At 47.4% G+C, this 24,380-nt stretch carries 18 protein-coding genes, 2 pseudogenes and 1 riboswitch; of the genes and pseudogenes, 13 read left to right on the top strand and 7 right to left on the bottom strand.

Annotated features, from left to right (window positions below; all coding sequences use genetic code 11):
- Window positions 1-90: 90 nt before the first annotated feature.
- From ALIPUT_RS09160 to ALIPUT_RS09145, 4 genes are all read right to left on the bottom strand, one after another.
- The gene (locus ALIPUT_RS09160; protein ID WP_004329620.1) at window positions 91-846 is read right to left on the bottom strand and encodes a hypothetical protein; all 756 of its coding nucleotides are present in this window, start codon (window positions 844-846) and stop codon (window positions 91-93) included.
- Window positions 847-896: 50 nt separating this feature from the next.
- Window positions 897-1,823: a relaxase/mobilization nuclease domain-containing protein gene (locus ALIPUT_RS09155; RefSeq protein WP_004329619.1), complete on the bottom strand. Its 927-nt coding sequence runs from the start codon at window positions 1,821-1,823 to the stop codon at window positions 897-899.
- On the bottom strand, window positions 1,820-2,194 hold the full coding sequence (locus tag ALIPUT_RS09150) for a plasmid mobilization protein (RefSeq protein WP_050751518.1): 375 nt from the start codon (window positions 2,192-2,194) through the stop codon (window positions 1,820-1,822). The genes ALIPUT_RS09155 and ALIPUT_RS09150 overlap by 4 nt, the downstream gene beginning before the upstream one ends.
- Before the next feature lie 229 nt (window positions 2,195-2,423).
- A complete protein-coding gene (locus tag ALIPUT_RS09145; RefSeq protein WP_004329617.1) occupies window positions 2,424-2,888 on the bottom strand; it encodes a DUF3408 domain-containing protein in 465 nt (154 codons plus the stop codon).
- Window positions 2,889-3,342: 454 nt separating this feature from the next.
- On the opposite strand from ALIPUT_RS09145, the gene ALIPUT_RS09140 reads away from it, so the two are divergent.
- The 3 genes from ALIPUT_RS09140 (at window position 3,343) to ALIPUT_RS09130 (ending at window position 6,087) form a co-directional block, all read left to right on the top strand.
- Entirely contained in the window at window positions 3,343-3,663 is a 321-nt protein-coding gene (locus ALIPUT_RS09140) for a helix-turn-helix domain-containing protein (protein WP_004329616.1), read from the top strand.
- Between the two features lie 41 nt (window positions 3,664-3,704).
- Window positions 3,705-4,013: a helix-turn-helix domain-containing protein gene (locus ALIPUT_RS09135; protein WP_004329615.1), complete on the top strand. Its 309-nt coding sequence runs from the start codon at window positions 3,705-3,707 to the stop codon at window positions 4,011-4,013.
- A gap of 505 nt (window positions 4,014-4,518) precedes the next feature.
- Window positions 4,519-6,087 (top strand): DUF3825 domain-containing protein, encoded by a 1,569-nt coding sequence (locus tag ALIPUT_RS09130; protein ID WP_004329614.1) that lies wholly within the window; start codon window positions 4,519-4,521, stop codon window positions 6,085-6,087.
- 132 nt (window positions 6,088-6,219) lie between these two features.
- Here the strand turns inward: ALIPUT_RS09130 and ALIPUT_RS09125 are convergent, their stop codons facing one another.
- On the bottom strand, window positions 6,220-7,431 hold the full coding sequence (locus ALIPUT_RS09125; RefSeq protein WP_005652132.1) for a site-specific integrase: 1,212 nt from the start codon (window positions 7,429-7,431) through the stop codon (window positions 6,220-6,222).
- 14 nt (window positions 7,432-7,445) lie between these two features.
- A complete protein-coding gene (locus ALIPUT_RS09120; protein ID WP_004329612.1) occupies window positions 7,446-8,675 on the bottom strand; it encodes a site-specific integrase in 1,230 nt (409 codons plus the stop codon).
- Between the two features lie 289 nt (window positions 8,676-8,964).
- On the opposite strand from ALIPUT_RS09120, the pseudogene ALIPUT_RS12520 reads away from it, so the two are divergent.
- From ALIPUT_RS12520 to ALIPUT_RS09105, 3 genes and pseudogenes are all read left to right on the top strand, one after another.
- A pseudogene (locus ALIPUT_RS12520) lies at window positions 8,965-9,153 on the top strand (tyrosine-type recombinase/integrase); the annotation flags it as partial.
- A gap of 643 nt (window positions 9,154-9,796) precedes the next feature.
- The gene (locus ALIPUT_RS09110) at window positions 9,797-10,204 is read left to right on the top strand and encodes a plasmid mobilization protein (RefSeq protein ID WP_004329609.1); all 408 of its coding nucleotides are present in this window, start codon (window positions 9,797-9,799) and stop codon (window positions 10,202-10,204) included.
- Between the two features lie 95 nt (window positions 10,205-10,299).
- A complete protein-coding gene (locus ALIPUT_RS09105; RefSeq protein WP_004329608.1) occupies window positions 10,300-12,741 on the top strand; it encodes an AAA domain-containing protein in 2,442 nt (813 codons plus the stop codon).
- Window positions 12,742-12,914: 173 nt separating this feature from the next.
- Here ALIPUT_RS09105 and ALIPUT_RS12515 read toward each other — a convergent pair.
- Window positions 12,915-13,826 (bottom strand): annotated as a pseudogene (locus ALIPUT_RS12515) (DUF3387 domain-containing protein); the annotation flags it as partial.
- A gap of 448 nt (window positions 13,827-14,274) precedes the next feature.
- Here ALIPUT_RS12515 and ALIPUT_RS09090 point away from each other — a divergent pair.
- From ALIPUT_RS09090 to ALIPUT_RS09060, 7 genes are all read left to right on the top strand, one after another.
- Window positions 14,275-15,168, top strand: coding sequence for a phage integrase SAM-like domain-containing protein (locus tag ALIPUT_RS09090; protein ID WP_004289225.1), 894 nt, complete (start codon window positions 14,275-14,277; stop codon window positions 15,166-15,168).
- A 46-nt stretch (window positions 15,169-15,214) separates the two neighbouring features.
- Window positions 15,215-15,544: a site-specific integrase gene (locus ALIPUT_RS13290; protein WP_004289226.1), complete on the top strand. Its 330-nt coding sequence runs from the start codon at window positions 15,215-15,217 to the stop codon at window positions 15,542-15,544.
- A gap of 386 nt (window positions 15,545-15,930) precedes the next feature.
- Window positions 15,931-16,122, top strand: a riboswitch (cobalamin riboswitch).
- A 155-nt stretch (window positions 16,123-16,277) separates the two neighbouring features.
- The gene (locus ALIPUT_RS09080; protein WP_040293765.1) at window positions 16,278-17,195 is read left to right on the top strand and encodes a DUF4465 domain-containing protein; all 918 of its coding nucleotides are present in this window, start codon (window positions 16,278-16,280) and stop codon (window positions 17,193-17,195) included.
- A 64-nt stretch (window positions 17,196-17,259) separates the two neighbouring features.
- Window positions 17,260-19,041, top strand: coding sequence for a PKD-like domain-containing protein (locus ALIPUT_RS09075; RefSeq protein ID WP_040293764.1), 1,782 nt, complete (start codon window positions 17,260-17,262; stop codon window positions 19,039-19,041).
- Window positions 19,042-19,055: 14 nt separating this feature from the next.
- A complete protein-coding gene (locus ALIPUT_RS09070; RefSeq protein WP_004329602.1) occupies window positions 19,056-21,146 on the top strand; it encodes a receptor L domain-containing protein in 2,091 nt (696 codons plus the stop codon).
- 28 nt (window positions 21,147-21,174) lie between these two features.
- Complete coding sequence (locus tag ALIPUT_RS09065; protein ID WP_117508587.1) at window positions 21,175-22,275, top strand: YncE family protein; 1,101 nt, start codon at window positions 21,175-21,177, stop codon at window positions 22,273-22,275.
- Between the two features lie 18 nt (window positions 22,276-22,293).
- Entirely contained in the window at window positions 22,294-24,372 is a 2,079-nt protein-coding gene (locus ALIPUT_RS09060; RefSeq protein ID WP_004311295.1) for a TonB-dependent receptor plug domain-containing protein, read from the top strand.
- Window positions 24,373-24,380 lie beyond the last annotated feature (8 nt).

Below are 24,380 nucleotides of genomic sequence, written 5' to 3'. Positions count from 1 at the left end.
AAGCCCCATCTTTCAGGGAAGTATTAGTATAAATGAAAGAGCTATATGGCTGTATAAAGTCTAATTTTTATCTTAACACTGGCCGTAAGCTTACTTTTTAATTGACTTGTCCTTGATGGACTTCGCCTTGCTGTCCAGTTCTCTTGCAGCCTGTTCTTTCAGCCGTACCTGTTCGATCAGGGTGGCCTGTCTCCGTACCGCTTCCTCGTAGGCCTCCACGTCCTCACGCATCTGCTTGATCAGTCCGTTATCCCGATTCGGTCCAAAGAGATTCTCTAGTTTCACAAGTTGCTCGGGGGTAGCATCTCCTTTCATCTTGACATAACGGTACTTCAGATCATTATCGGCCTGTACATTGTCAGTTCTCACCGAAAAATAGAGAGCCACGGACAAGACCACGATTGTTGCAAACATCACGAAAAAACTCCAAAGAGTGTAAGGGGATTCTATACTCAGGCTGAAATGATGGTTGATGTTGCTTGTCTTGACGGCATTCTTTCTGATTGTGTCATTGGTCTCACAAAACAAGGCTTCCACTTTCTCCTGGTGCTGACGCTGTTCATTACGCATTTCAGACAAGACCTGTCCAAGTCTTTCCTGTGACGAGTTTTTCCTGTCCATGGAAACCATATCGTTCTTAATGGCAGCAAGTCCCTCGTACAAGCGAGCCAACAAGTTGCGAAATGTCTCATGACTTTTCAGGACTTCATTCAGCACGGAGTCATCCTTTTCATTGTTAACTGTCGGGCTGTTACCTTCCGGTAAGGGAACGGACAGCCCGTTGATTTTGTTTTCGATTCTTTCCAGGCATCCAAAGATGCTCTCGATATATTCTTCCAATTTCATATTCCTACAATTTTAATGTTCATAAATAATTTGAATGAAGAAAGGACAGGCTACAGCCCGAATCCTTTCCTCCTTTTCTTTTTCCTGCGTCTGCGCAAGAGTTCTTCCTGAGGTAACGGCTCTTCGGGAGCGGTGTCGCTTTTTGGACTGAACAGTCCAGGTCCCGTACTTTCCAGAAGATGGCCTCCGTCCGGTATTCTTTGCTGCACTTTGCGTTCGGATGCCTGTTGGGATTCCGAAGTCTTCCAACTCAATTGGGCATTCAGCCTGGCAAAGCTGAACTCCCGGCTGATTTGCGAAGCCTTGAAGGTTTGTCCGTCCTTGGTGAACCGGATTCCTTGTATGTCCTCCAGCTTTTTTATCTCCCTGGTACGTTTTACAAATTCCAGCCTGATACCCCGGCGAAGCAGGTAATCGTTGAACTCTTTCCATGTTTTGGAATGCTTCAAAGCTGCCTTGACGGCATTGAAGATTTCGTATTTCACACGCTCCGAAGCATGGAGTTTCTCCACATTAGTCTTGCCCTTGCCCTCCGCATATGTCAGCCCGTACTTGTCCTTAAGCAATTTTGTGGCGATTTCATTACGCTTGTAATCGCTTTGGGAAGAGATTACCTTGCCATCATATCCGATGCGGTTATAGACCAGGTGGCAGTGCGGATTGTCTGTGTTATGATGCCTTACCAGGATGAACTGAGTGTTCTTTATTTCCATCAGTTCCATATATTCCTGGGCTATTTTAGCCATAAATTCATCTGTCAGCAATGCCTTGTCTTCCGGCTTGAAACTCAATGCGATGTGCCCGACAGGCTGTTTTATCTTCGGATTAAGCTCCCGCTGGTAGTCGAAACTGTCCGTTATTTCCCGGATATTTCCCAGCAATACACCATCTGAGTCAATGATTTCCGCGTTGTCCTTGCCCATCACGTAGCGGATACAGCCGCCGAAGGATTTCCCTTTCTTGATCTTTCCAATCATGACGGCCTCCTTTCTCCGTGCCTATACCGGATAATAATCTCCTTGAGTTTCTGCAGAAGTTCTGTTACCGTCCTTTGGGTACGGTGGAATCCGGTCTGATGGGACAGCCGGGTCAGCTGGTTCAGGTTGTTCGCCATACCCGTAAGACTGCGTATGACGGCCGTCTCCTCGGCAGAGTGTCTGGCCGTTATCGTCGTCTCAAAGGCTGATACGCGGAGAAATTCCGCCAGCGTGAGGTTAGCCTGTCTGCTGCGTCGGCATAGCCGCTCGTAGTCTATCTTGGAGAATTTCACTGTAACGGCTTTGCTGAGTTTGCACACTCCGCTTATTTTGGGGCGTCCCCTCGGTCTGTTTTTCTTTCTGTCATTCATATTTTCTTCGTTTGATTTCTGATTATTCTTTTTCTCACAATCTGCGACCACCGGGAGCGGATTGCCTCCACTCTTCGGGAGTGGAGCGAGGTTTTTCGGGATGCCCGAAAGATAACCTCGCTAACTCCCAAAACTGAAGTTTTGTCCGTTACCCCCCCAGGTCGGCTGCTGACAGTCTGAATACTGTAATGACTGAAGTCAGTAAGCAAGTCTGTCATTCAGGAAAATGTTACAGCTTTCGCCACTGCTCGAAGTCCTCCGAATAGATTTCAAGATGTTGCCGGGCGATGTTCTCAAGCAGTCCTGAAACGCTCATTTTACGTCCTCCCAACCTGCGGACAAACTCGTCCAGCCTGTCACGTACCTCGCCGCTAACAAATACGGGCTTGCGGTCTTCGATTCTCGGAACCTGAAGAAAGGTTTTCCTGTATTCGTCCAGAGAAAGTTTCCTCTGCCTAGTGCTTATACGACGTTGAGACGTTGGAACGGCTTCCTCTTTTCCTGTTGACGGTTGCAGGTTCTCGGATATGAAGTCGGTCTGTTCTACCGTTCCTTCTGACTTCTCTTTCCCGGTATCATTCAAGGATGATTCCAGGACAGTTTCAATGTTGCCATCTGACGGGAGTATGAGTGACATGTCCGTACCTGTCATGGCCTCCCATTCTTCTTTGGTCAATTTCTTTTTTGTTGCCATACATTTTTGATTTTAATCGGTTTACTCACTGGTCTCGGTGCGCACCTTGACTCATTGTTGTGAGCAAAGGAAGTGTGTATAGTGAACAGAATCAAGCAAATGGAGATACCGTGACAATTATGTAATCTCGTGCACTATACCGATTGGGCGGTCGGTGCTGACTGCCGTGATTTGCCGGAGTGATTTCTACATACCGGATTGTTCAAGAAGATTCTGTTTATAAAGAAGGCTCATTGTATACAGTTGATATGTAACATGATGTCATTTCGGGCAACGCATCGTCACCGGTCTGAAAATCCATTGCAGTGTGATTTCTACTGCTTTTATTTGCAGTGGAAACAAGATAAAACGGTCACATTTCCTGCCGAGAATAGGACTATGAGACATGATGGCATATCGGCTGTAAAAGACCTGTTCTGTTCCGGAGATATGAATATATGTTTAACTGAAAATAATGAAGACAATGGAAATCATCAGCTTTGAAAAAAGGACTTTCGAGGAGATTGCCGCCAAACTGGATCGCTTCGTGCAGCGAGTGGAAAGTCTGTGCCGTGAACACGGCGGAAAGGAAACAAGTGAATGGATGGACAACCACGAGGTCTGCCGCAGGTTGCGTATCAGTCCGAGAACCTTGCAGACCCTGAGGGATAACGGGACACTTGCCTTTACAAAAATCGGGAACCGGACTTACTACCGTCCTGACGATGTAGAGCGAGTGGTCGGGAATGTAGAGGAAAAGCGTAAGGAAGCCCGCTGGAAAGGCAAGACCATTTGAACGAGTTTCAAGAATAATGTATAACCCTATATCAAACGCGTATGAGTAATGAAATCAGAGAAAAGGACCATGAGTGGGTAAAAACGTTCCACTCGAATTTCGACAGGCTGCTGGCCCTGCTCGAAAAGTTATTAGAAAAACGGCAACCGTCCGCCTATGGCGATGAACTGCTGACGGACAAGGAAGTGGCATACCTGCTGAAAGTGAGCCGGAGAACCTTGCAGGACTACCGCAACAACGGCATTCTGCCTTACACGCAGGTAGGCGGCAAGATTCTCTACCGGGCTTCCGACATAGAAAAGGCACTGATGAAAGGGTACAAGGAAGCGTACAGATACAAAAGAAGCTGACACGCAAAACGCTCCACAAAGGACACGTAGGGATTTTGATTTTTCTGGAGGGAGTGCAGTTGACCGCCTGCCCATTTTATGTGTGTTTCTAAAAAACAGCCTTTCCAAATGATAAAATAACAGCATATAGAATTAGGCCCTATTTGAACCAATCTATATGCTGTTTTATCTTTTTTTGACTTTTCCGTCAGTCGCTTGTTTCCGCTGCCGTCGGCGTCCATTGTACAGACGTGAAAGGGAAAAGGTTTTCGGGCTGAATACGCTCTGAAAGAGGAAGATTCAGCCCGAAACGGCAAAGCCGCCAGACCTTTTCGCTTTCAATAGAGTCTGTACTAACTTCTATGGACGGCGAGGAAATGGGCGACTGATTTCAGTTTTCCTGAATGCAATGTTAACAATTGCTAATTAAATATCCCAATTAATATAACGGCACGCTATTTGTTTGTTTGCATAGTGAAAAAGCTATCAATAATGATAGCCATAACAAAATAAAAATTAATTTTTTATGGAAGAATTAGAAATTAGAGCTCTGCTTGAGGGCGCTTATGCGCTGACCCCGACATTACCGGGAAACTATTTAAGGTATGATGAGTTCAGAACTTGTTTTAACAAACTTGTTGAGAAACGCAACAATGTTCCTCTGGACGTAGAAAAATTATTGGAGAGTTATTATCCAAAAGCAAAGTATGAGCCTTGTTATCAACCCCAGGGTACGGGTGAGGTATTTAAGGCTTTTCGTATCGCCCCTAACTATTTGAAAATTACAAACGCACTGAAAGAGAAGATAGAAGCAGCTTTCGCAAGTGTTGTTTCTGATGATGATGGATGGATTCCTTTTGCTGCGATTGGCTCCAAAGTAGCAAAAGATGAATATTTAAAAATGGGATTCATTGGTATCCGACAAGCTGTGGAATGTTTGTTTCGTAAGCGTATCGAATTCCGTATTGGAGATCCATCAAAACATGAAGCTCCGGTAAAAGCACGTGATTTAAAGAAATTAGGGATTAAATCACCAACTTCTACGGTAGCCATAAGGGTGTCATCCCAGACTCTCAGTCTAAAACAAGGATCTTACATAGGAGAATCTATTAGTAATTTCGCCTATTTCCCCAAACCCAAAGATAAACCCGATATCTTAGGGTGGGATGCTGCTATTAATGACTTGGCTGTCAATTTGGCATTAGACGAACGTTGGTATTATGATGAAAAAGACAAGTTGGCAAAACCCATTCTAAAGAATTATCTTTCTTACACTTTTGAACGACTCCAATACGAAGATGAAGAGGAGATAGAAAGATCTAAAAAAGAAGTCAGAAAGCCAATTTTAAAAATTCTTACTAATGAAGACAATGCTGTTTGGAATACAGGATTGGTAGATAACATTTATGACCCGATTTATGCCTTTTTTCAGAAAAATAATGGTAAGAATCCGGCAGTCATTCAACCATGGGTGTTCTTAGGATTTGGGACCGCAAATAGTTACTATCAAAAAATTATAACAGATTTCCCATATAAACCTAAACGAGCTCAATATTTTGATGATCCCCGTGAATTATTCTATGATATTACTGCCCAAAGACCAACTTTAGACTGGAATCATTTTATAAAAGAAAATATAGAACGACTTCCTGTTGGATTTATAAAGAAAGGAGCAACAGATGGTTTCCAATTTATTGAAGACCCAGCAGCATTGCCCAAACCCCAACGAGAAGCCTATTATAAAAAACTAGCTGATGCGATTTTTGAAGATGATGATTGGAAACAATTTCTTACAACACGCTTCAGTAATGCTCTAGATATAGCTCTAAGTCGTGTAGCATGGAACTACAAAACAGCTATTCCAGTATATTATGTCAAGGATCATAAAATGCAACTTTTGCTTCCATTAGCACTTGAGCATAAGGGAACAATAGACGTAGCTCTTGTATGTAACCATAAATACGATAAAGAAAAAGAAGTAAACAATTACGAAGGAAGGACCATATTCACAATGGAAATGGCATATAATAATGCACGATTGATTACTAGACCAGACAGTGATTGGTTGATGGCAGACATGTGTGCAAGGAAGTAATTAGAAAGCACTAGAAGCTGTCTTAAAAGGAATAAGTCGTTATTAGCAAAACGATTCGTTAATCTTTTAAGGCAGCTTCTAATCTTTATATAGTTCCAATATTATTTTATCCGTATACTCCATCAATAAAAATTAAGTAAACGTTTTTATTTCATTTATTAAATTTCTTTTCTCCATTAATTTATCCATATCCACTGAAATCTTGTCATCTGTAACTTTTGCGTATCCTTGTGTAGTTCTGATATTTGTATGTCCCATCATCTTTGAGATGCTTTCCATGGGAACTCCGGCAGAAACCATCAAGGTACCGAAAGTATGACGGCTTTGATGGTATGACAAGTTATGCTTGAACTGAAGCGAAAATCCCAATTCTTGTATCTCAAACCAAATCATACTCCGTATGGGTAACGGGAAAATGGGCTGACTATCATCTGTCATATTATACAAGGAAATTATCTGCTCCGCTACCGGGTGCAATGGTATAAATGACTCAACGCTTGTTTTCTTGCGGTATGTTCTGATATATTTCCGTCCTTCTGCAGTTGTACCTATATGATGCGGATAGAGATTGCGTACATCAACATAAGCCAAACCGCAAAAACATGAAAATATAAAGGTTCTTCTTGCAAGTTCCTGTAATGGATTCTGTTTTGGGTTACTCATTATCTCCTGAAGCTGGCTCTTGCTTATATACATAAGTTTTGTAGGTGCCTTCTTTTCATATTTTATATCATCCAAAGGATTATATCTCAAGATTCCGTTATCCACGGCAAGATAGACCAGACGTTTCAGCCAGCAAAGACAATGGTTACGGTATGATGGCTTATGAGGATAATTTGTTTTCAGATACAAAATGAAATTGGTGCCAAACTCTTCGGTAATATCTGTAAAAAGCATGTCCTCCTTGCCTAGAGAACGGATGTATTCCCCCAGATAGTAATGATACATTTTTGATTGTCTGTAACTGGAGGTTGAATCTATCTGAATGGAACGGATTTTCAGATTTTCCCGTTCCACCTCCCCTGCCTGTAATATGTACTTCGGGATGTCAACTGCTCCTGTCATGGCTGTTTTCAGCAACTCTGCACTGATGACACCGTTTACTTTCAACAGTTCAGCATAAGTTTCATCTACACGTTTCTTATATTCACCAAGCATTCCGTTCAGTCTGTTGTTCTTGATTTCCCCTTTCTTGCTGTTCCACTCTTCCGGCTGGCAATACAACCCGGTTGATAATACAACAGCCTTTCCGTCTATTGTAATACGGCACATGATTGATGTAGTCCCGTCAGATTTGACTTTACTGCGGTTTATATAATACAATTGCTTATATGTACTTCTCATGATTCTTTCTTGATTTATAATACCAGTTTCATATCACTCGTTGCTTCGATGAATTTATCCATATCCTCGAAAAGTTTTTTAGGAGTTACCCTTGCATAAAGCTGAGTAGTTGTCAGATTGGTATGACCCAGCATTTTGCTGATTGTTTCAATAGGAACACCAGCCTCAAGGGTTATCAGACTTCCGAAGGTATGTCTTCCCATGTGATAGACCAGGTCACAGCTTATGCCAGCCAGATCCCGCAAACCTTTCATGTGTCGCCTCATATTGGGGTGGTGTATCATCGGGAAAAGTTCTTCCCTGTCATTCGAACGATATTTTTCTATAAGAGCGATAGCCTCCGGCAGCAATTTGACGCGGGCCAGATATTCATTCTTCTTTCTCAGATACTTTAACCATAAGTCGCCTTTATCGTCCTTGTATATATTATCTCCAGTGATTGAAACTGCATCCGCATACGGAACTCCTGTATAACAGGCAAAGAGAAACAAATCCCTGGCTATATTATGAGTGATTCTTTCCGGTGGTATTACAACATCACGAATCTTTTCAAAATCCTCACGACTCAAAGCCCGTGGTGGTTTCCTGTTCTCTTGGGGTAGTTTGAAATTCACAAAATAACGCTTCTCCGCATGTCCTTCCTTGAATGCAATCCGGCAGATTTTCTTCAGGATTGCCAGATAATGTCTTACCGTATCTACCGCAAGTCCTTTGTCCTTCAGTATATAATCCTGAAACTCCCATGGGATGTGTTCATTCAACTGTCCAAAAGCAACATCATTTGTCTTGAATCGTTTTTGAATAAATTCGCCAAGATACCTCCGGGTGTAAATGTATGTTGACATGGAGCTTTTCGCCACATCAATACCGATTCTTGAGCGCATATCCTCTATATGCATATCAAGCCGTTTCAACAGAGTCATCTGGGTTTCTACACTTCCCTGCAAAAGCTCTTTGACAGCAGTTGCGTCAAAATCAATCTTACGTTCAACAAGTGAATCAAATGCAGAATTGACCGAAAGCAAGAGCCAGTCAATTTTCGCATTAATATCAACGGCTTCTTTACTTTTTCCATTCAGTCGGCTTTCTCTTGGATTCCATAACTCCGGAGTACATGATAGCTTACAACTGAATTGCGCCATCGTATTGTTTACCGTTATTCTCCCCATTATCGGAGCCTTTCCGAATTTGTCAAGACCGCTCTTTTTCAGGTAGAGCAACACCTTGAATTTTTCTACTTTCATACGCTTATTTTTTTAATGGCAAAATTACCTATTTCATAAGCGTCCTTTGATATGCAAAATGCTGACATACAGTGAATAATAGCCTCTGTGACAGTTTATTCATTGTTCGGCTAGTTACCTATTCCGTTCAGGTAACTGGACAACTAACACTCTGGTAACTGAACACCTGCAATATCCTGTCCATTTTTGCTTTACTTTATCTCAGCAAAAAACGGAACTACTACTCATATTCAACTGATTACGTTTTCCTTTCTCATCCCTTCATCTGCTTGCTTCCTGTATTCTGTTCCATTGTTCCCGCCACACCTTCGCCTGCATGGCCGTCGAATACGGAATGCCGATCGACGTGCTGGCCAAGATTCTCGGGCACTCGAACACCAACATGACGCGCCACTACGCCAAATTCTCCGAGACGGTCATCGGCCGCGCGATGGAGGCTTTCGGCGAGCGGCTGGCGTCGGCGGCTTCGGCCGAATAACAGGTCGTCGAGGTCTCGGACGGATCGACACGAGGAAAAGAAGATTACCCCGCCGTTGAGCACGAAGCCGGCTGCATACCGACTCCGACGGCACGGTAACGGAGCGAGCGGCCCTTATCGGGCCGCTCGCTTTGGTCGTTACGGAGATAATCGGCAAAACGAAGTTTGATGCGTATCGTGAATGACTTGCGTCCGTGACGGAATGAAGTCAGTGAATGAATTACTTCGTGCAATGAATCGGAGCTATGATGGATATACGTCCATGATAGCAGTACTTCATCGATAGCAGTACATCCGTGACAGACAGCTGTCATCGCATGATAGCAGGAGGGCTGTCATTCATCTCGCGGAGCGAAGATAGTATCCCTTCGGATGCTTTCGACGTATGTCGCATGGAGGCCGTTCCAGGCCGATCAAACGACTTGTTATCAAGCGAAAAGCGTTGTAATATTGCAGCCCGGGAAGCACCGCGGGCCGAGGGGTTCGAACCATCGGTCGTACCCTGCGTCGTCTCGACGCATTTACCGTCGCCGGACGGTAGCAAGGTGTACCTTTGTCCGACAAACCGGTGTTTGTCCGACAAAGGTCCTTCTCTGCGAGGCCGGGTGCCGCTCCCGAGTCGCGCCCCCTTAAACCTTGACATATGGAAGAACAGCACAAAGAGAGAAAAGCCAGTTACAAGTACTCGTTCCGGCTCGATGAGCAGCAAAATATCCGTTTCTGCCGGATGCTTGCGGAGGCTGGACTGGAACACAACCGCAGCCGGTTTATCGTCAAAAGAATCTTCGCCGAAGAGTTTCGCGTGGTGCGTATCGACCCGACCTTGGGCCGATATGTGACCCGTCTGAATCAGTTTTACGAGCAGATACAGCGCGTGGGCAACAACTATAACCAGATCGTACGGGCCGTCAACACGCATTTTTCGCATACGGCGATTCCGCGACAAGTGCTTCTTCTGGAGCGCCGCACGCGCGAGCTGAAAGCCCTCTCCGAGCAGGTCATCGCGCTCAGCCGCGAACTTTACGAGCTATGGTCGCGCGAATGCGAATAATACCGGACCAATTATCATCTTCTTACCCATCGCGGCAAAATGACTATCTTTGTGAGGGTAAAGCGGTTTTTAATTCCCGATAAACGACCCGAACGATGACCGACCAACTGATTTTCGTACACGACAAGCGGCGCGACGCCTACGTTGACAAGACGTCGGAGATCGTCGGGCTGCGACCGGCCGGAGCGTATGTGTATGTCGATTACGGCGCGGCGCGGGTATTCCGCTATCGCAAAGAGCATGTAGTCTGTTATCCCCTGCTCGCCACACGCCGGCAGGTACGCATCTACAAGGACGGAACGTTGCAGGAGCCGTACGATACGCTGTTCGACTACGGGAAATATGTCCGGCTGGGCGCCGGAGAGGGCTTGCGTTCGCCGGCGATCGAGAAGTCGCGGATCGAAGCGGTCGATGCGCAGCCGCTCCCCGCAGACAAAGAGCGGCTACTTTCCTATTTCGCGGAGGTTCTCGCAGCCAAAGCCTCTCTGGAGTCGGAGACCGATACGGAAGCCGCAGAGGAGGTTCCCGAAGGGGAGAAGAAAAGTTCGATCGCCGCCCTGCTCGCCGAGACGATGCAGCGCATCGATCCGCAGGATCCCCGTACGGCGCTGTATGCCTATCTGAACGGGCGGACGGCGGCGTGCGATGTCGACAACGTGGCCCTCGTCTATCCCTTCGGCTGCAACGCCAGCCAGAAACTCGCCGTGCAGCGGGCGCTGGGCAATCGGGTGAGCGTGGTAGAGGGACCTCCCGGCACGGGAAAAACGCAGACGATTCTGAACATCGTCGCCAATCTGCTGATGCAGGGAAAAACCGTCGGTGTCGTGTCCAACAACAATGCGGCGGTGGACAACGTGCGCGACAAACTGTCGAAATACGAGTACGGGGCGTTGATGGCCGAACTGGGAAACCGGACCAGACGGCAGGCCTTTTTCGCGGACAAACAGCAGGATTTCATGCCCGACCCTACGTGGCGGTTGCCGGCGGAGGAACGCACGGCCCTGCGAACGCGGCTGGGCGAGCTGTCGGCGGCCATAGACGAGCTTTTCCGCGTCAACGCGGAGCTGGCCGACCTGCGGACGAAACGCTCCTATGCCCAATGCGAGTACCGTCATCTGCTGTGGGAACAACCGCTGGACGAAGCGCGGATGCGGCGGGTCGACCGCTGTTTCTTCCGTCCGATCGACAGCCGGCGTGCGCTGTCGTTCCGGCATCTCGTTACCGAGAGGTGGCAGGGCGGAAGGCCGTCGCTCGCTTTGCGGGCCGGACTGCTGTTCCGGTGCGGCGCGTGGCCCGGGAAGCGGCTGTTCGCGGATGCGGAGCTGCTGCCCGCCTATGCCGATCGCAAGTTCTACGAAACCTATATCGCCGAGCTCTCGGCCCGCATCGCCCGGCTCGGGGCACCGTCCGACGAGCAGCGTGCGAAGAGCCTGATCGAAGCATACGGGAAGGTGTCGGAAGCGCTGTTCCGCGATATGCTCTACCGCAAATACGAACGCCTGAACGAAGCGCGGCAAGAGGAGCGGCCCCCGTTCACGATGCAGAACTACCGGACGCATTTCCGCACCTTCGTCGAACGCTATCCGGTCGTGCTGAGTACGACCCATTCGCTGTGCGCTTCGATCGGCGCGGGGCACCTGCTCGACTATGTCATCATCGACGAGTCGTCGCAGGTCGATATCCTCACGGCGGCCGTCTGCTGCGCCTGTTGCCGGAATATCATCATCATCGGCGACAGCCGGCAGCTGCCGCATATCGTGGAGGAGCAGCTCAGGGCGAAGGCCGAGGAGCTGCGCGACAAACATCGGGTGCCCGACGCTTACGATTACGTGCGGCAGAACATCCTCTCCTCCTTCAAACGGGTCTTCGGGGAACGGCTGCCCGTCACGCTGCTGCGCGAACATTACCGCTGCCATCCGCTCATCATCGACTTCTGCAACCGGAAATATTACCGGAACGAGCTGCTCATCATGACCGAACCGAAGGGCGACTATCCCTTTACGGTCCTGACGACAACCGCCTCGAAAACCTACTCCCATAACGGCCGGATCTACAATCAGCGCCAGATCGACGCCACCTGCGACTGGATCGAGCGGCAGCATACGGAGTACGCCGCCATGCGGTTCGCCTCCGATGCGAAACGCGAATCGCCGGCCGAACGGATCGCCGAACGGCTCATCGGAGGAATTCTCGCCGAGGAGGATCGGTTTTCCGCCATCGGCGTCCACCGACACTACCGGCTGTACGATCTGGTCGGACGGAACGTCGAGCTGTCCGACGAGGAGCGCCTCTTCGTCCGCCGCCGCTCGCATCTCGACTTTCTGCTCTACAACCGGATGGACAACACGCCGATTCTGGGGATCGAGGTGGACGGCGTGCTCCACCACCGCTTCGACGAGGTGCAGGTCGCCCGCGACCGGCGCAAAAACGGTATTCTCGTCAAGATCGGCCTGCCGCTTCTGCGTCTCTCCACGGACGGCAGCAGCGAAAAGGAGCGGATCGTAGGCGCGCTCGAACAGGCCATGCAGCAGGGGTGAGTGCCGAGCAGCGACAAATCCGCAAGGCGATCCGAGACCGACAGGATACGGTTCGCAAACAGCGATGAGCAGAAAATTCACGGAACGAAGCCGCAAGGCCGAAGGAGGAATATCCAAGACATAACGATTCCCCGGCAGACCGGAGTTATCACGCTTTTCCGACGGCCAATCCGTCAGCTGTTTTCACTCCACATGTCGCACTGCTTCATGATCGTACTCAACGCATCTTCCTGTCCCTCGGGCGGATAATCATACTTCCTGAGCAGTCGTTTCACGATCCGACGCATACCGGCACGGGCGCTCTCCTTGAGGTTCCAGTCGATCGTCTTGTTGCAGCGCAGCGCATCGGTCAGTTCCCGTGTAATGGCAACCAACTGTTCGTTCGTATAGAAATCGCGTACGGCCTCGGGTTTGGTCAGCGCATCGTAAAATGCCAGCTCTTCGTCGTTCAGATCGAGCGCTTTGTCGGATTCTTTGCCGTGGGCGATCTCGTGGGCGATTTTCAGCAACTCCTGAATTACCTCCTCGTTGGTCAGCAACCCTTTGAGGTAATTGCTCATGGCACGGGACAGAATCTCGGAGAATTTTTCGGCCCGCACCGTATTGGTCCGTTGATAAATTCGCACCTATTCGGCAATCAGCTTGCGCAACAGTTCGACGGCGAAGTTTCTCTCCTTCATCCGGGAGATCTCTTCGAGAAATTTCGGATCGAACAGCGAAAACTCCTCCTCGACGTCGGAGAAGAGGTTGATTACACCGTCGCTCTTGATGCTCTGTTTGAGCAGCTCGTTGATCCGTGCGTTGATTTCGCGCAGCGACATTTTGCCCTTGCCTTCGATGCGCGTCAACAGCGTGCGCACAGCTTCGAAATAGGCCGCTTCGAGACGCTGCTCGTAGTTCAACAAACTCTGACAGAGCGACAACGCCTGCCGCAACAGCAGCGCCTCCTTGATAAACAGCTTCTTCGGCTCCTCGCGTTCGGGAGCTTGCAGAAAATCGACTCCTCCGCTGATCGCTTTGGCCCGTTCCAGATCGGATTTGCCGAAAAAGGCCGTATAGTCGAACCCGTGCAACAAATCGAAACATCATACAATCTCTATCTAATTGAAAATTAAACAGTTATTTCTGTTTAACTAATATCAGGTAACGATTTAGAAACGAGCGAATTACAATATTCTGTTTTCTTTTGCCTCTGTCAAAGAACGATTCTTTCAATGCAAATATACACTTTACTTGTGACAAAAGCAATCTTTTTCTACATTTAATCGACTTACAGTCAGCCTTAAAGAGGGTATCTGGTCTCATTCCATCTTCTTCCTCAAAAATAACATAGCAGTCTAAATTGGTTTATGTATGGGATAGGTCTTGTTCATTCGATCCGGTAGACTACTATACATAAAAGTATAAAGGCGAGATACGACAAGGAGATGCCATGCTTTTGTGTAAGGGGAATCTCTCTTAGCTTATCGCAGACCATGTATAGCTAAGTGTTTTGAGAATAAACAGTCTGTAAAAAACGGAAAGACACCGATTATGGGCCGTATCACCATCAATGGAACCCAAGCCGGTTTCAGTTGTAAGAAAGAAGTGTCCCTCGCTTTGTGGGACGTCAAAACCAACCGGGCCAAAGGCAAGTCCGAGGAGGCCCGTACACTCAATCAGGAGCTTGACAATATCAAGGCGCAAATCACCAGGCACTACCAGTACATCTGCGACCACGACAGTTTTGTTACAGCCAAGAAAGTCTATAACCGCTATGTCGGCTTCTCAGAGGAATGCCACACCCTTATGAACCTTTTCAGGGAACAGCTGGAACCGTATAAAAAGAAAATCGGCATAGAGAAAGCCGAAAGCACCTACTGCGGTCTGGTTGCCGATTACAAGAGTCTCCTGCTTTTCATGAAAAGCAAGAAGAATGCAGAGGATATTGTCATCGAAGAACTTGAGAAATCATTCATCGAGGATTACTACAACTGGATGCTCGGTACATGCGCTTTGGCAAACTCCACTGTCTTCGGGCGTGTCAATACCTTGAAGTGGCTGATGTATATCGCGCAGGAAAAAGGCTGGATACGGGTTCATCCGTTCGCATCATTCGAGTGTATGCCCGAATACAAGAGGCGTTCTTTCCTTTCCGAAGAGGAACTGCAAAGGATAATCCATATAGAACCGAGATACAAACGCCAGCGTGCCATGCGCGACATGTTCCTGTTCATGTGCTTCACCGGTCTTTCCTATGTGGACTTGAAAGCCATAACATACGATAATATCCATACCGACTCCGACGGCGGTACATGGCTGATGGGCAACCGTATAAAAACGGGAGTGGCGTATGTCGTAAAATTATTGCCCATTGCTATCGAACTGATTGAAAAATATAGGGGTACGGATGAAAAGAAAGACTCCCCGAATGTGTCTTTCCGGTAGGTGAATACAATGCCATGCGGCTCAGTCTTGGAATCATAGGCAGGAAATGCAACTCCGGGGCGAGGTCACCCCGCACATCGGACGCCACGCATTTGCCGTTCTGGCCATACTCAAGGGGATGCTGCTGGAAACTCTTCAGAAAGTGTTTGGGCATAAGTCCATCACATACGTCCTGCGCATCCATTCACTTGTCCGGCGCAGGCGGGGCAATCTTTTTCTGGAAGTCGCCCATCTGTACGACCAGCGTGCTGACCAGCTTTCTCAACTCCTAATACGCGCTTGTTTCAATAATTGTCAGTTCCATACTAAAATTCTTTTTAAGATTCTGAATATGCGACAAAGTAACGCACATCCTATATCCTTTCCAAACAGATAATATCAGAGTCTTCCGTTGGCGTGCATTGGCGTATCCAACGTTAAAAGAGAAGGTCCTTCACCTGCATCCATGCGGCAACGGAACTTCCATTCCCTTACTTGTTTTCCATAAATTTATAGGATTAATTTCTGGTGCATGATATTAATAGTCATTATTCTGTCTGCTTTTTTTGCTTGCATAATTGCAGCTAACAGTTATCTATTCCAGAACGCATTGTTATGGAAAATGGCAAGCTGTTTTGTTGGTTTATGGATATTGTGTATGATAATTACCGTCTTCGTTTGTCGTAAACTTGAATGCTCTAATTAAAACAGTACGGTTGTCATGCTTTGTGTGTTTTATTATAAATATTATGAATTATTTGGAATTGATATGTAATATAGATAATTTTGCAGTCGGGAAATGGTTTCGGGAGGTTTACGCCTTCCGAATGAAAAGGGAACCCGGTAAAAATCCGGGACAGTACCCGCTGCTGTGAGTCCACAAAAACGGACATCGAACTTTTGCCACTGGTGTAATACCGGGAAGGCACGATGACCGGGACGAGTCAGAAGACCTGCCATGACCGGAATGAGATTTACACCTGCGGGATATACAGGTCGTAATCAAATAAGGAATAGCTCATCGGCCATTCAATATTTGAAGACAGACATATTCCCGTTCGTGTAAGTCCGCACGAACGGGATTTTTTTGTGTTTGTTAATAATATGTTTTACATTAAAACGAGTGACCTTTGAAAAGAAAATTACGCTTTCTGGCAGGTGCCTGTCTATTTACCGCAACCGCCTTGTTCTCCGGCTGTAGCTCGGACGATGACTTTTTGATGGAACCGGTTTATTCCGGAACTCCGCAAACCCGTGCTGTGACAAATCCGGACGGTACCTTGACTATCACTTTCGACGATTTCGATTCCGGCATGTTAGCAGGACCTACCTCGGCCGGAGAAAATCTTTATTCGTACCAAGGGTATCCTCAAGTAACCACCATTTACGACAATACTCCGGAAGAATATCTCTTCCTTTCAATGTTTAATACTGTAGGTGGAAGCACAGAGTATTCCAGCGGCGGCATCGCACTTTCCAACTGGAACATCCGCTCCAATCAGTCGGGAAATACCGGAGACTGGTGGTATTCTTATCTAAACCAATGTTCTGTCTATAACACTGCGGTGGAAGCGGAAGGACAGAATAAGGAAGCCGGGCACAGCGGTTCCAATTTCGGTGTCGTTTACGGATATGTGGATGCTTACAATCAGGCATGGATGGCTAAACCGGAATTTTATTTCAATGTTCCCCGGAAATTGGTCGGCCTGTGGATCTGCAACACCTCATACACTTATGGTGTCATTACTTATGGTAATCAGTTCGGTTCTACGGGGGTAGCGACTCCTCTGAAAGAGATGAAAGGGTATTTCCAAGTGAATCTGGAATGTTATGATGCGAATGGCGGTCTGATCCGCACTTACAAACGTCTTTTAGCCGATTATCGTAACGGCCAACAACAGGTTGATCCTATCACGACATGGGATTATTGGGAAATCAATGCCGAAGGGGTGCAAAGTGTGAAATTCAACTTCGAGGGTTCGGATTCGGGAGCATACGGTTTGAATACTCCGGCTTATATCTGTATCGATGATATCACCATACAATAAAAAGAATACAGGGATATCCCTTCTGTCGGGGGTATCACTGTTATTTTTCTAAAATCCACACATCATGCATCGTTTTTACTATTTTATTATTTCTGCCTGTATGCTGTTCACCTCCTGCAACAAGGATGAAGTCATTACCGAAGAAGTAGGAGGACAACCTATAATAGAACTTGACAGCGAGACCGGTATTTACACGGTCAAGGTCGATCACGAATTGACTATCGCCCCGACATACCAGAATGTTGAAGATGCTCTTTTTGCTTGGACGATAGACGGTACGCTGGTTTCTTCGGGTCCGTCTCTTCAACGTACATGGAATGAATGCGGGGATTTTTATGTCAAACTAAGAGTAGACAATGCGGAAGGCTATGCCGAAGAGGAACTGAAAGTAGAAGTGAAAGAACTCACCCCTCCGGTCATCTCACTGGCACTACCTTCGCAGGGGCTAAAAGTCGTCCGGAATACCGATTACACATTTACTCCCGATATTCAGCATTCGGATGTCGAAGGGTTCAAAATCGAATGGGTACGGGAAGGAAAAATCGTTTCCACCGAGAATACTTATACTTTCAATGAAAAAGAACTCGGTGTTTATACGGTGACAATCAACGCTTCCAATATAGATGGGACAACAACGAAAGACGTAAGCGTAGAGGTCGTGGAAACGATGCCCTACGTTGTCAAATTCCCGACCCCGTCTTACCAGCAAACATCCACGGACAGGTACACTTTTGCCGACCGCCCTGTTTTCCTGCGTCCGTTGTTGGAGTATTTCGACAATCCCCGTTTTGAGTGGAGTGTAGACGGTCAGGTCATGGAAGGAGAAGTGAAACGCATGTTCAAGTTCACGCCGTCCGCACCCGGAGAATACACCGTCTCCTGTACTGTGTCGGAAGACACACCGACGGAAAAAATAAGCAGGAATATCGACAAAGGGAAAACGGCTGTCACTGCCACCGTAAAAGTCGTTTGTGTGGACAAAAAGGAACAAGACGGCTTCCGGGCTTCGGGAAGTTCCAAGCTCTGGAATAAAGTCTATGAATATACCCCAGCTCCCGGCCAATTTATCAACGAGACGAGCACGATAGGTGGTATGACCGGCAACGAAACATCCCCTGAAGCGGCTGTCGCATGGGCAACACAGCGTTTGAAAGACAAACTGCACGTCTCTTTAGGTTCTTTCGGGGGTTATATCATCGTCGGCTTCGACCACAGTATTCCCAATTCGGGTAACCAATATGATTTCTGTGTTCAGGGGAACGCCTTTGACGGCAGTTCCGAACCGGGTATCGTATGGGTCATGCAAGATATAAACGGAAACGGATTGCCGGATGACGAGTGGTACGAACTGAAAGGATCTGAAGCAGGCAAGGAAGAAACAATACAGAACTTTGAAGTGACTTATTACCGTCCGGAAGGCAAAAAAATGGATGTCCAATGGATCAGTTCCGATGGTAGAAACGGTTGGGTAGACTATCTGTCCGCTTATCATACGCAGGACTATTATTATCCGGCTTGGATTTCGGAAAACAGTTACACCCTGACAGGCACTTGTCTGGCCGCCCGCAACACCCAAGATTCACAAACCGGTTATTGGGATAATCAGAGTTATGACTGGGGGTACGTGGATAATTTCGGAAACGACCAGATAGAAGGCGGCAGTACGGTGGATGGAAGCGGTCAAAGGAACGGTTTCAAAATTTCCAATGCCATCCATGCCGATGGAACGGAAGCCAATCTGCAATATATTGACTTTATCAAAGTACAATGCGGTGTCTTGGCCAAAAGCGGCTGGCTGGGCGAAGTTTCAACGGAAGTATTTTCTTTTGAGGATTTAACCAAATAATAAAAATTGCAAGTATGAAAAATTATTTTCTTCCCATGCTCCTATCCTTGTTCTTTTTGGGTGCGTGTGACAAAAACGATGAAATTATACCTGAAGATGCAGATGAGAATTTCATCACGTCAGTTGTAATGACCGTGGACGGGAAATCGTACACGGCCGACATTGCGGACAATACAGTAACAATAACCGTTCCCTATACGGTATCGCTGAACAATGCCGAAGTGGAATTCAAGTACACAACTTCTGCAACAATCATACCTGATCCTGAAACGGTAACGGACTGGGATAACGAACGAACCTTCCGGGTGACATCCTATAACGGAGATGCCCGCGAATATGCCTATAAAGTGGTGAAAAGCGAAATAGAATCTGACGGAGATGTGGAGTTGAAGACCACCGAGGAGGTAGCTTCTTTTGCCGCAACCAAAACAACCGTTGTCAAAGGGAACCTGATTATCGGCTCTGATGCGGAAGAGGCAGAAAAAATCACTGACATATCAGCATTGGCATCTTTGAAAGAGGTTACTGGCAACATTGTCATTCGTAACAGTTACAACGGTGCAGACTTGACAGGGTTGGAAAATATCGTTTCGGCCGGAGGTTTGCAGGTAGGTTCGGCCGATGTCGCCTCGAAAGCTACGGAACTTCACATGATTTCCATGAAAGCATTGGAAACACTCTCCGGAGACATATCGGTATATAACGACCAAGTGACGTATGTCCTATTCGAGAAACTGGCAACTATTGAAGGAAGCGTGATGTTCAATGCGTCGTCGTTACAGAGTTTTGAGTTTCCGGTTCTGACTACTGTAGGTCAGGATCTGAATCTTCAAGGACTCAATGAAGAGAACACAGCAGCCGGTTCGATTGCGTCTTTGGAAATACCGGAACTGACAAGTGTCGGAGGGGGCTTGTCCGTAAACAATCTTGCCAAGCTGACTTCCATGAGCTTCCTTAAGCTGAAAGAGACCGGTGGCCTTGATTTCCATACCGTCCCCGTGATGTTGGAAACCATCAACCTTCCGGAAATCGAAACAGTAAACGGAAGTATTATTATGGAAGCCAATATGGAAGCTCCTCCTACCGGTAGTTTTGTTCCCCAACGAAATGACGTGCTTCAGGCTTTCGGTGGAATGGACAAACTGACAACGATAAAGGGACAGATAAAGATAAAGAATTTCACGGCACTCAAACAACTTCCCGACTGGAGCAAGATCACCACACTTGGAAGCATCACGCTGGATTATCTTGAAGATGTGAGCGGAACACTGCTGTTGCCGAACGCCCGATTTGAAACCTTCGGAGAAACAGCGCCCCAGATTGAAATTATAAACAAGGTGCAGCTCTCCAAAATTGAAACAGCCGAAGATTTGTCAAATGTAAATTTTGTCATCACCAGTCTCACGAATAATAAGTTCCCTGAAATCACGTTCAAGAATATCAAAGACTTCACTTGTAAGCCAACCACCAACAATATCGATTATACCATATCGACAATTCAACATGTATATGGAAATCTAAATGTGACAGGCCAAATGCGAAGCAATGCCAAATTTCCCGACTTGGAAATCATAGATGGATATGGATATATCCAAATACCCATGTTTGCTTCAATCACAATGCCAGTCTTGAAAGAAGTGGGAGGACAGTTCTATTTATCTGGAAATTTTACCAGTTGTAACTTGCCCTTACTATCCAAAGTTTGTTGTTCAGCTTCTCCTGTATATTATAAAGAGGGAGAGGGTTCGTTAGCAATATCTTTACAAAGTAAATCGCTGGATATTCCGGAATTGCTTCACGTAGGAGGTGAAGGGTTGTTCGTTAATAAAGCAACAGGCATTACTTGTGATAAATTACAGACTATAGATGGTACGCTACAGATAAAAAGTGCGACTTCTCTTTCTCAGGAAACACTTTCCATGGAGAAGTTGGAGACCTTGCATGGGGTTGTTTTTGACGGCTTGACGAAATTTACCGACTACACTTTCTTCGGCAAGTTTATAGAAAACGGAATGATTACGGGGGAAAGTTGGAGCGTGACGAAATGTGGGTATAACCCAACCTTCCAAAATATGAAGGACAAACAATATACGCAGCAGGATTAAACCTTATACCTTAACCAGAGTACCCGTAATGATTCGGGTACTCTTTTTTATCCGAATGACAATGAGCAGAACAATACAACGGATTTGCCTTTTTCTTTTCTGCCTGCCAGTTTTCGGCAGTTGCATGAAATGGGATTACGGAGAGATGGAAGATTTCTCTGTATCGGCCTCTGGTCTTTTCATTACCAACGAGGGGAATTTCCAGTACAGCAATGCCACGCTTTCCTACTACGATCCCGCCACGTGCGAAGTGGAGAATGAAGTGTTTTACCGTGCCAACGGGTTCAAGTTGGGCGATGTGGCCCAGTCTATGGTTATCCGGGACGGTATAGGCTGGATCGTGGTGAACAACTCGCATGTGATTTTCGCCATCGACATCAATACTTTCAAGGAAGTGGGCCGTATCACAGGTTTCACCTCACCCCGGTATATCCATTTTCTGTCGGATGAGAAAGCCTATGTGACGCAGATATGGGACTACCGTATCTTCATCATCAACCCCAAGACATACGAGATTACCGGCTATATCGAATGTCCAGACATGGACATGGAATCGGGTTCCACCGAACAAATGGTACAATACGGCAAGTACGTCTATGTGAACTGCTGGTCGTACCAGAACCGCATCCTGAAAATCGACACGGAGACGGACAAGGTCGTGGACGAACTGACCATCGGCATACAACCTACTTCGCTGGTCATGGACAAATACAACAAGATGTGGACCATCACGGATGGCGGTTACGAGGGCAGCCCATACGGTTACGAGGCACCGTCTCTCTATCGTATAGACGCCGAGACTTTCACCGTAGAGAAACAGTTCAAGTTTAAGCTGGGCGACTGGCCTTCGGAAGTCCAGCTCAACGGTACACGGGATATACTTTACTGGATCAACAACGATATTTGGCGAATGCCGGTGGAAGCCGACCGTGTTCCCGTCCGGCCTTTTCTGGAGTTTCGGGACACCAAATACTACGGCCTTACGGTCAATCCCAACAACGGGGAGGTATATGTGGCCGACGCTATTGATTACCAGCAACAAGGTATCGTGTATCGCTATTCGCCGCAAGGCAAGCTGATCGATGAATTTTACGTGGGAATCATTCCGGGAGCTTTCTGCTGGAAATAACGAGGAAGGAGGACAAAAATGAAAAGACATCTTATTCTATTGTTCGTGGGGGTAAGCCTGCCCTTTCTGCTTGCCGCCCAGCAGAAAAATTCCGTCAGCATTACCAAAAGGGTACTACGTATTCCGGAGGTTACGGTGGTGGGCAAACGACCTATGAAGGATATAGGCGTGCAACGAACCCGTTTCGATTCCATCGCCATGAAAGAGAACATCGCCTTGTCTATGGCCGATGTGCTGACATTCAACTCATCCGTTTTTGTCAAGAACTACGGACGCGCCACGTTATCCACCGTGGCTTTCCGGGGTACCTCTCCCTCGCATACCCAAGTGACGTGGAATGGTATGCGCATTAACAACCCGATGCTGGGCATGACGGATTTTTCCACCATCCCTTCTTACTTTATCGATGATGCCTCGCTGCTGCACGGAACGTCATCGGTAAACGAAACGGGCGGCGGCTTGGGTGGTCTGGTCAGGCTCTCCACTTCTCCGGCCAACCATGAAGGGTTCGGGTTGCAGTACGTGCAGGGAGTGGGGTCGTTCAGCACGTTCGACGAGTTTCTCCGCCTGACCTACGGTGACAAACACTGGCAGTCCTCCACCCGTGTGGTGTATTCCTCTTCCCCCAACGACTACAAATACCGAAACCGGGACAAGAAGGAAAACATCTATGACGAGGACAAGAACATCATCGGTTCCTATTACCCGACGGAACGCAACCGCAGCGGGGCTTATAAGGATCTGCACGTCTTGCAGGAAATTTATTATAACACGGGCGAAGGCGACAAGTTCGGGCTAAACGCCTGGTATATCAATTCCAACCGGGAACTGGCGATGCTCAGCACGGATTACGGGAACGACATGGACTTCGAGAACCGCCAAAGGGAGCAGACGTTTCGCGGCGTCCTCTCGTGGGATCGCGTGCGGGAGAAATGGAAGGTCGGTGTAAAAGGCGGCTATATACACACATGGATGGCCTATGATTACAAGCGGGACAAGGGAAACGGCGAAATGGCTTCGATGACCCGCTCACGCAGTAAGATTAACACGTTCTACGGAAGTGCGGACGGGGATTATGCTCCTTCAGAGAAATGGCTGTTCACGGCCGGTGTTTCCGTACACCAGCATTTGGTGGAAAGCGCGGACAAAAATATCATCTCGCAGGAAGGTAACAAGGCTGTTGTCGGGTATGACAAGGGACGTGTCGAGTTTTCCGGTTCCGTTTCTGCGAAATGGCGGCCTGTCGATCGTTTTGCCGCCTCGCTTGTCCTTCGCGAGGATATGTTCGGTACGGAATGGGCCCCGGTTATCCCGGCTTTCTTCATCGACGGGGTACTGTCGAAAAAAGGCAATATCGTGGCGAAAGCATCCATCTCCCGGAACTACCGTTTTCCCACGCTGAACGACCTCTATTTTCTGCCGGGCGGTAATCCCGACCTGAAAAGCGAGCACGGCTTCACATACGACGTGGGGTTGTCGTTCTCGGTGGGGAAAGAAAATGTATATGCTTTGAGCGGTGGTATCAACTGGTTCGATTCGCACATCGACGACTGGATCATCTGGCTACCCACAACCAAGGGATTCTTCTCCCCCAGAAACCTCAAAAAGGTACATGCTTACGGGGCAGAGACCAACGCCCACCTTGATATAATGCTCGGAAAGGACTGGAAACTGGATATGAACGGAACTTTCTCGTGGACTCCCTCGATCAACGAGAGCGAACCGATGAGTCCGGCAGACCAATCCGTCGGCAAACAGTTGCCATACGTGCCGGAGTTTTCCGCAACGGTGACCGGACGTCTGTCATGGCGGACATGGAGCCTGCTTTACAAATGGTGTTATTACAGCCAGCGTTATACCATGTCGAGTAATGACTATACCCTGACGGGCTATCTGCCCCCTTACTTCATGAATAACGTGACACTGGAAAAACAGCTCTCTTTCCGATGGGCCGATCTGTCGCTAAAGGGCAGCATCAACAACCTGTTCGATGAAGAATACCTTTCCGTATTGTCCCGTCCCATGCCGGGCATCAATTTCGAGATATTCATCGGCATAACACCCAAGTTCGGAAAAAACAAAAATAGTAAACGATAATCTGCATC

This window comes from Alistipes putredinis DSM 17216, assembly GCF_000154465.1.
Lineage (GTDB): Bacteria > Bacteroidota > Bacteroidia > Bacteroidales > Rikenellaceae > Alistipes > Alistipes putredinis.
Note: the sequence above shows the minus strand (reverse complement) of the source record. Positions and strands in the feature narration are given on the sequence as shown.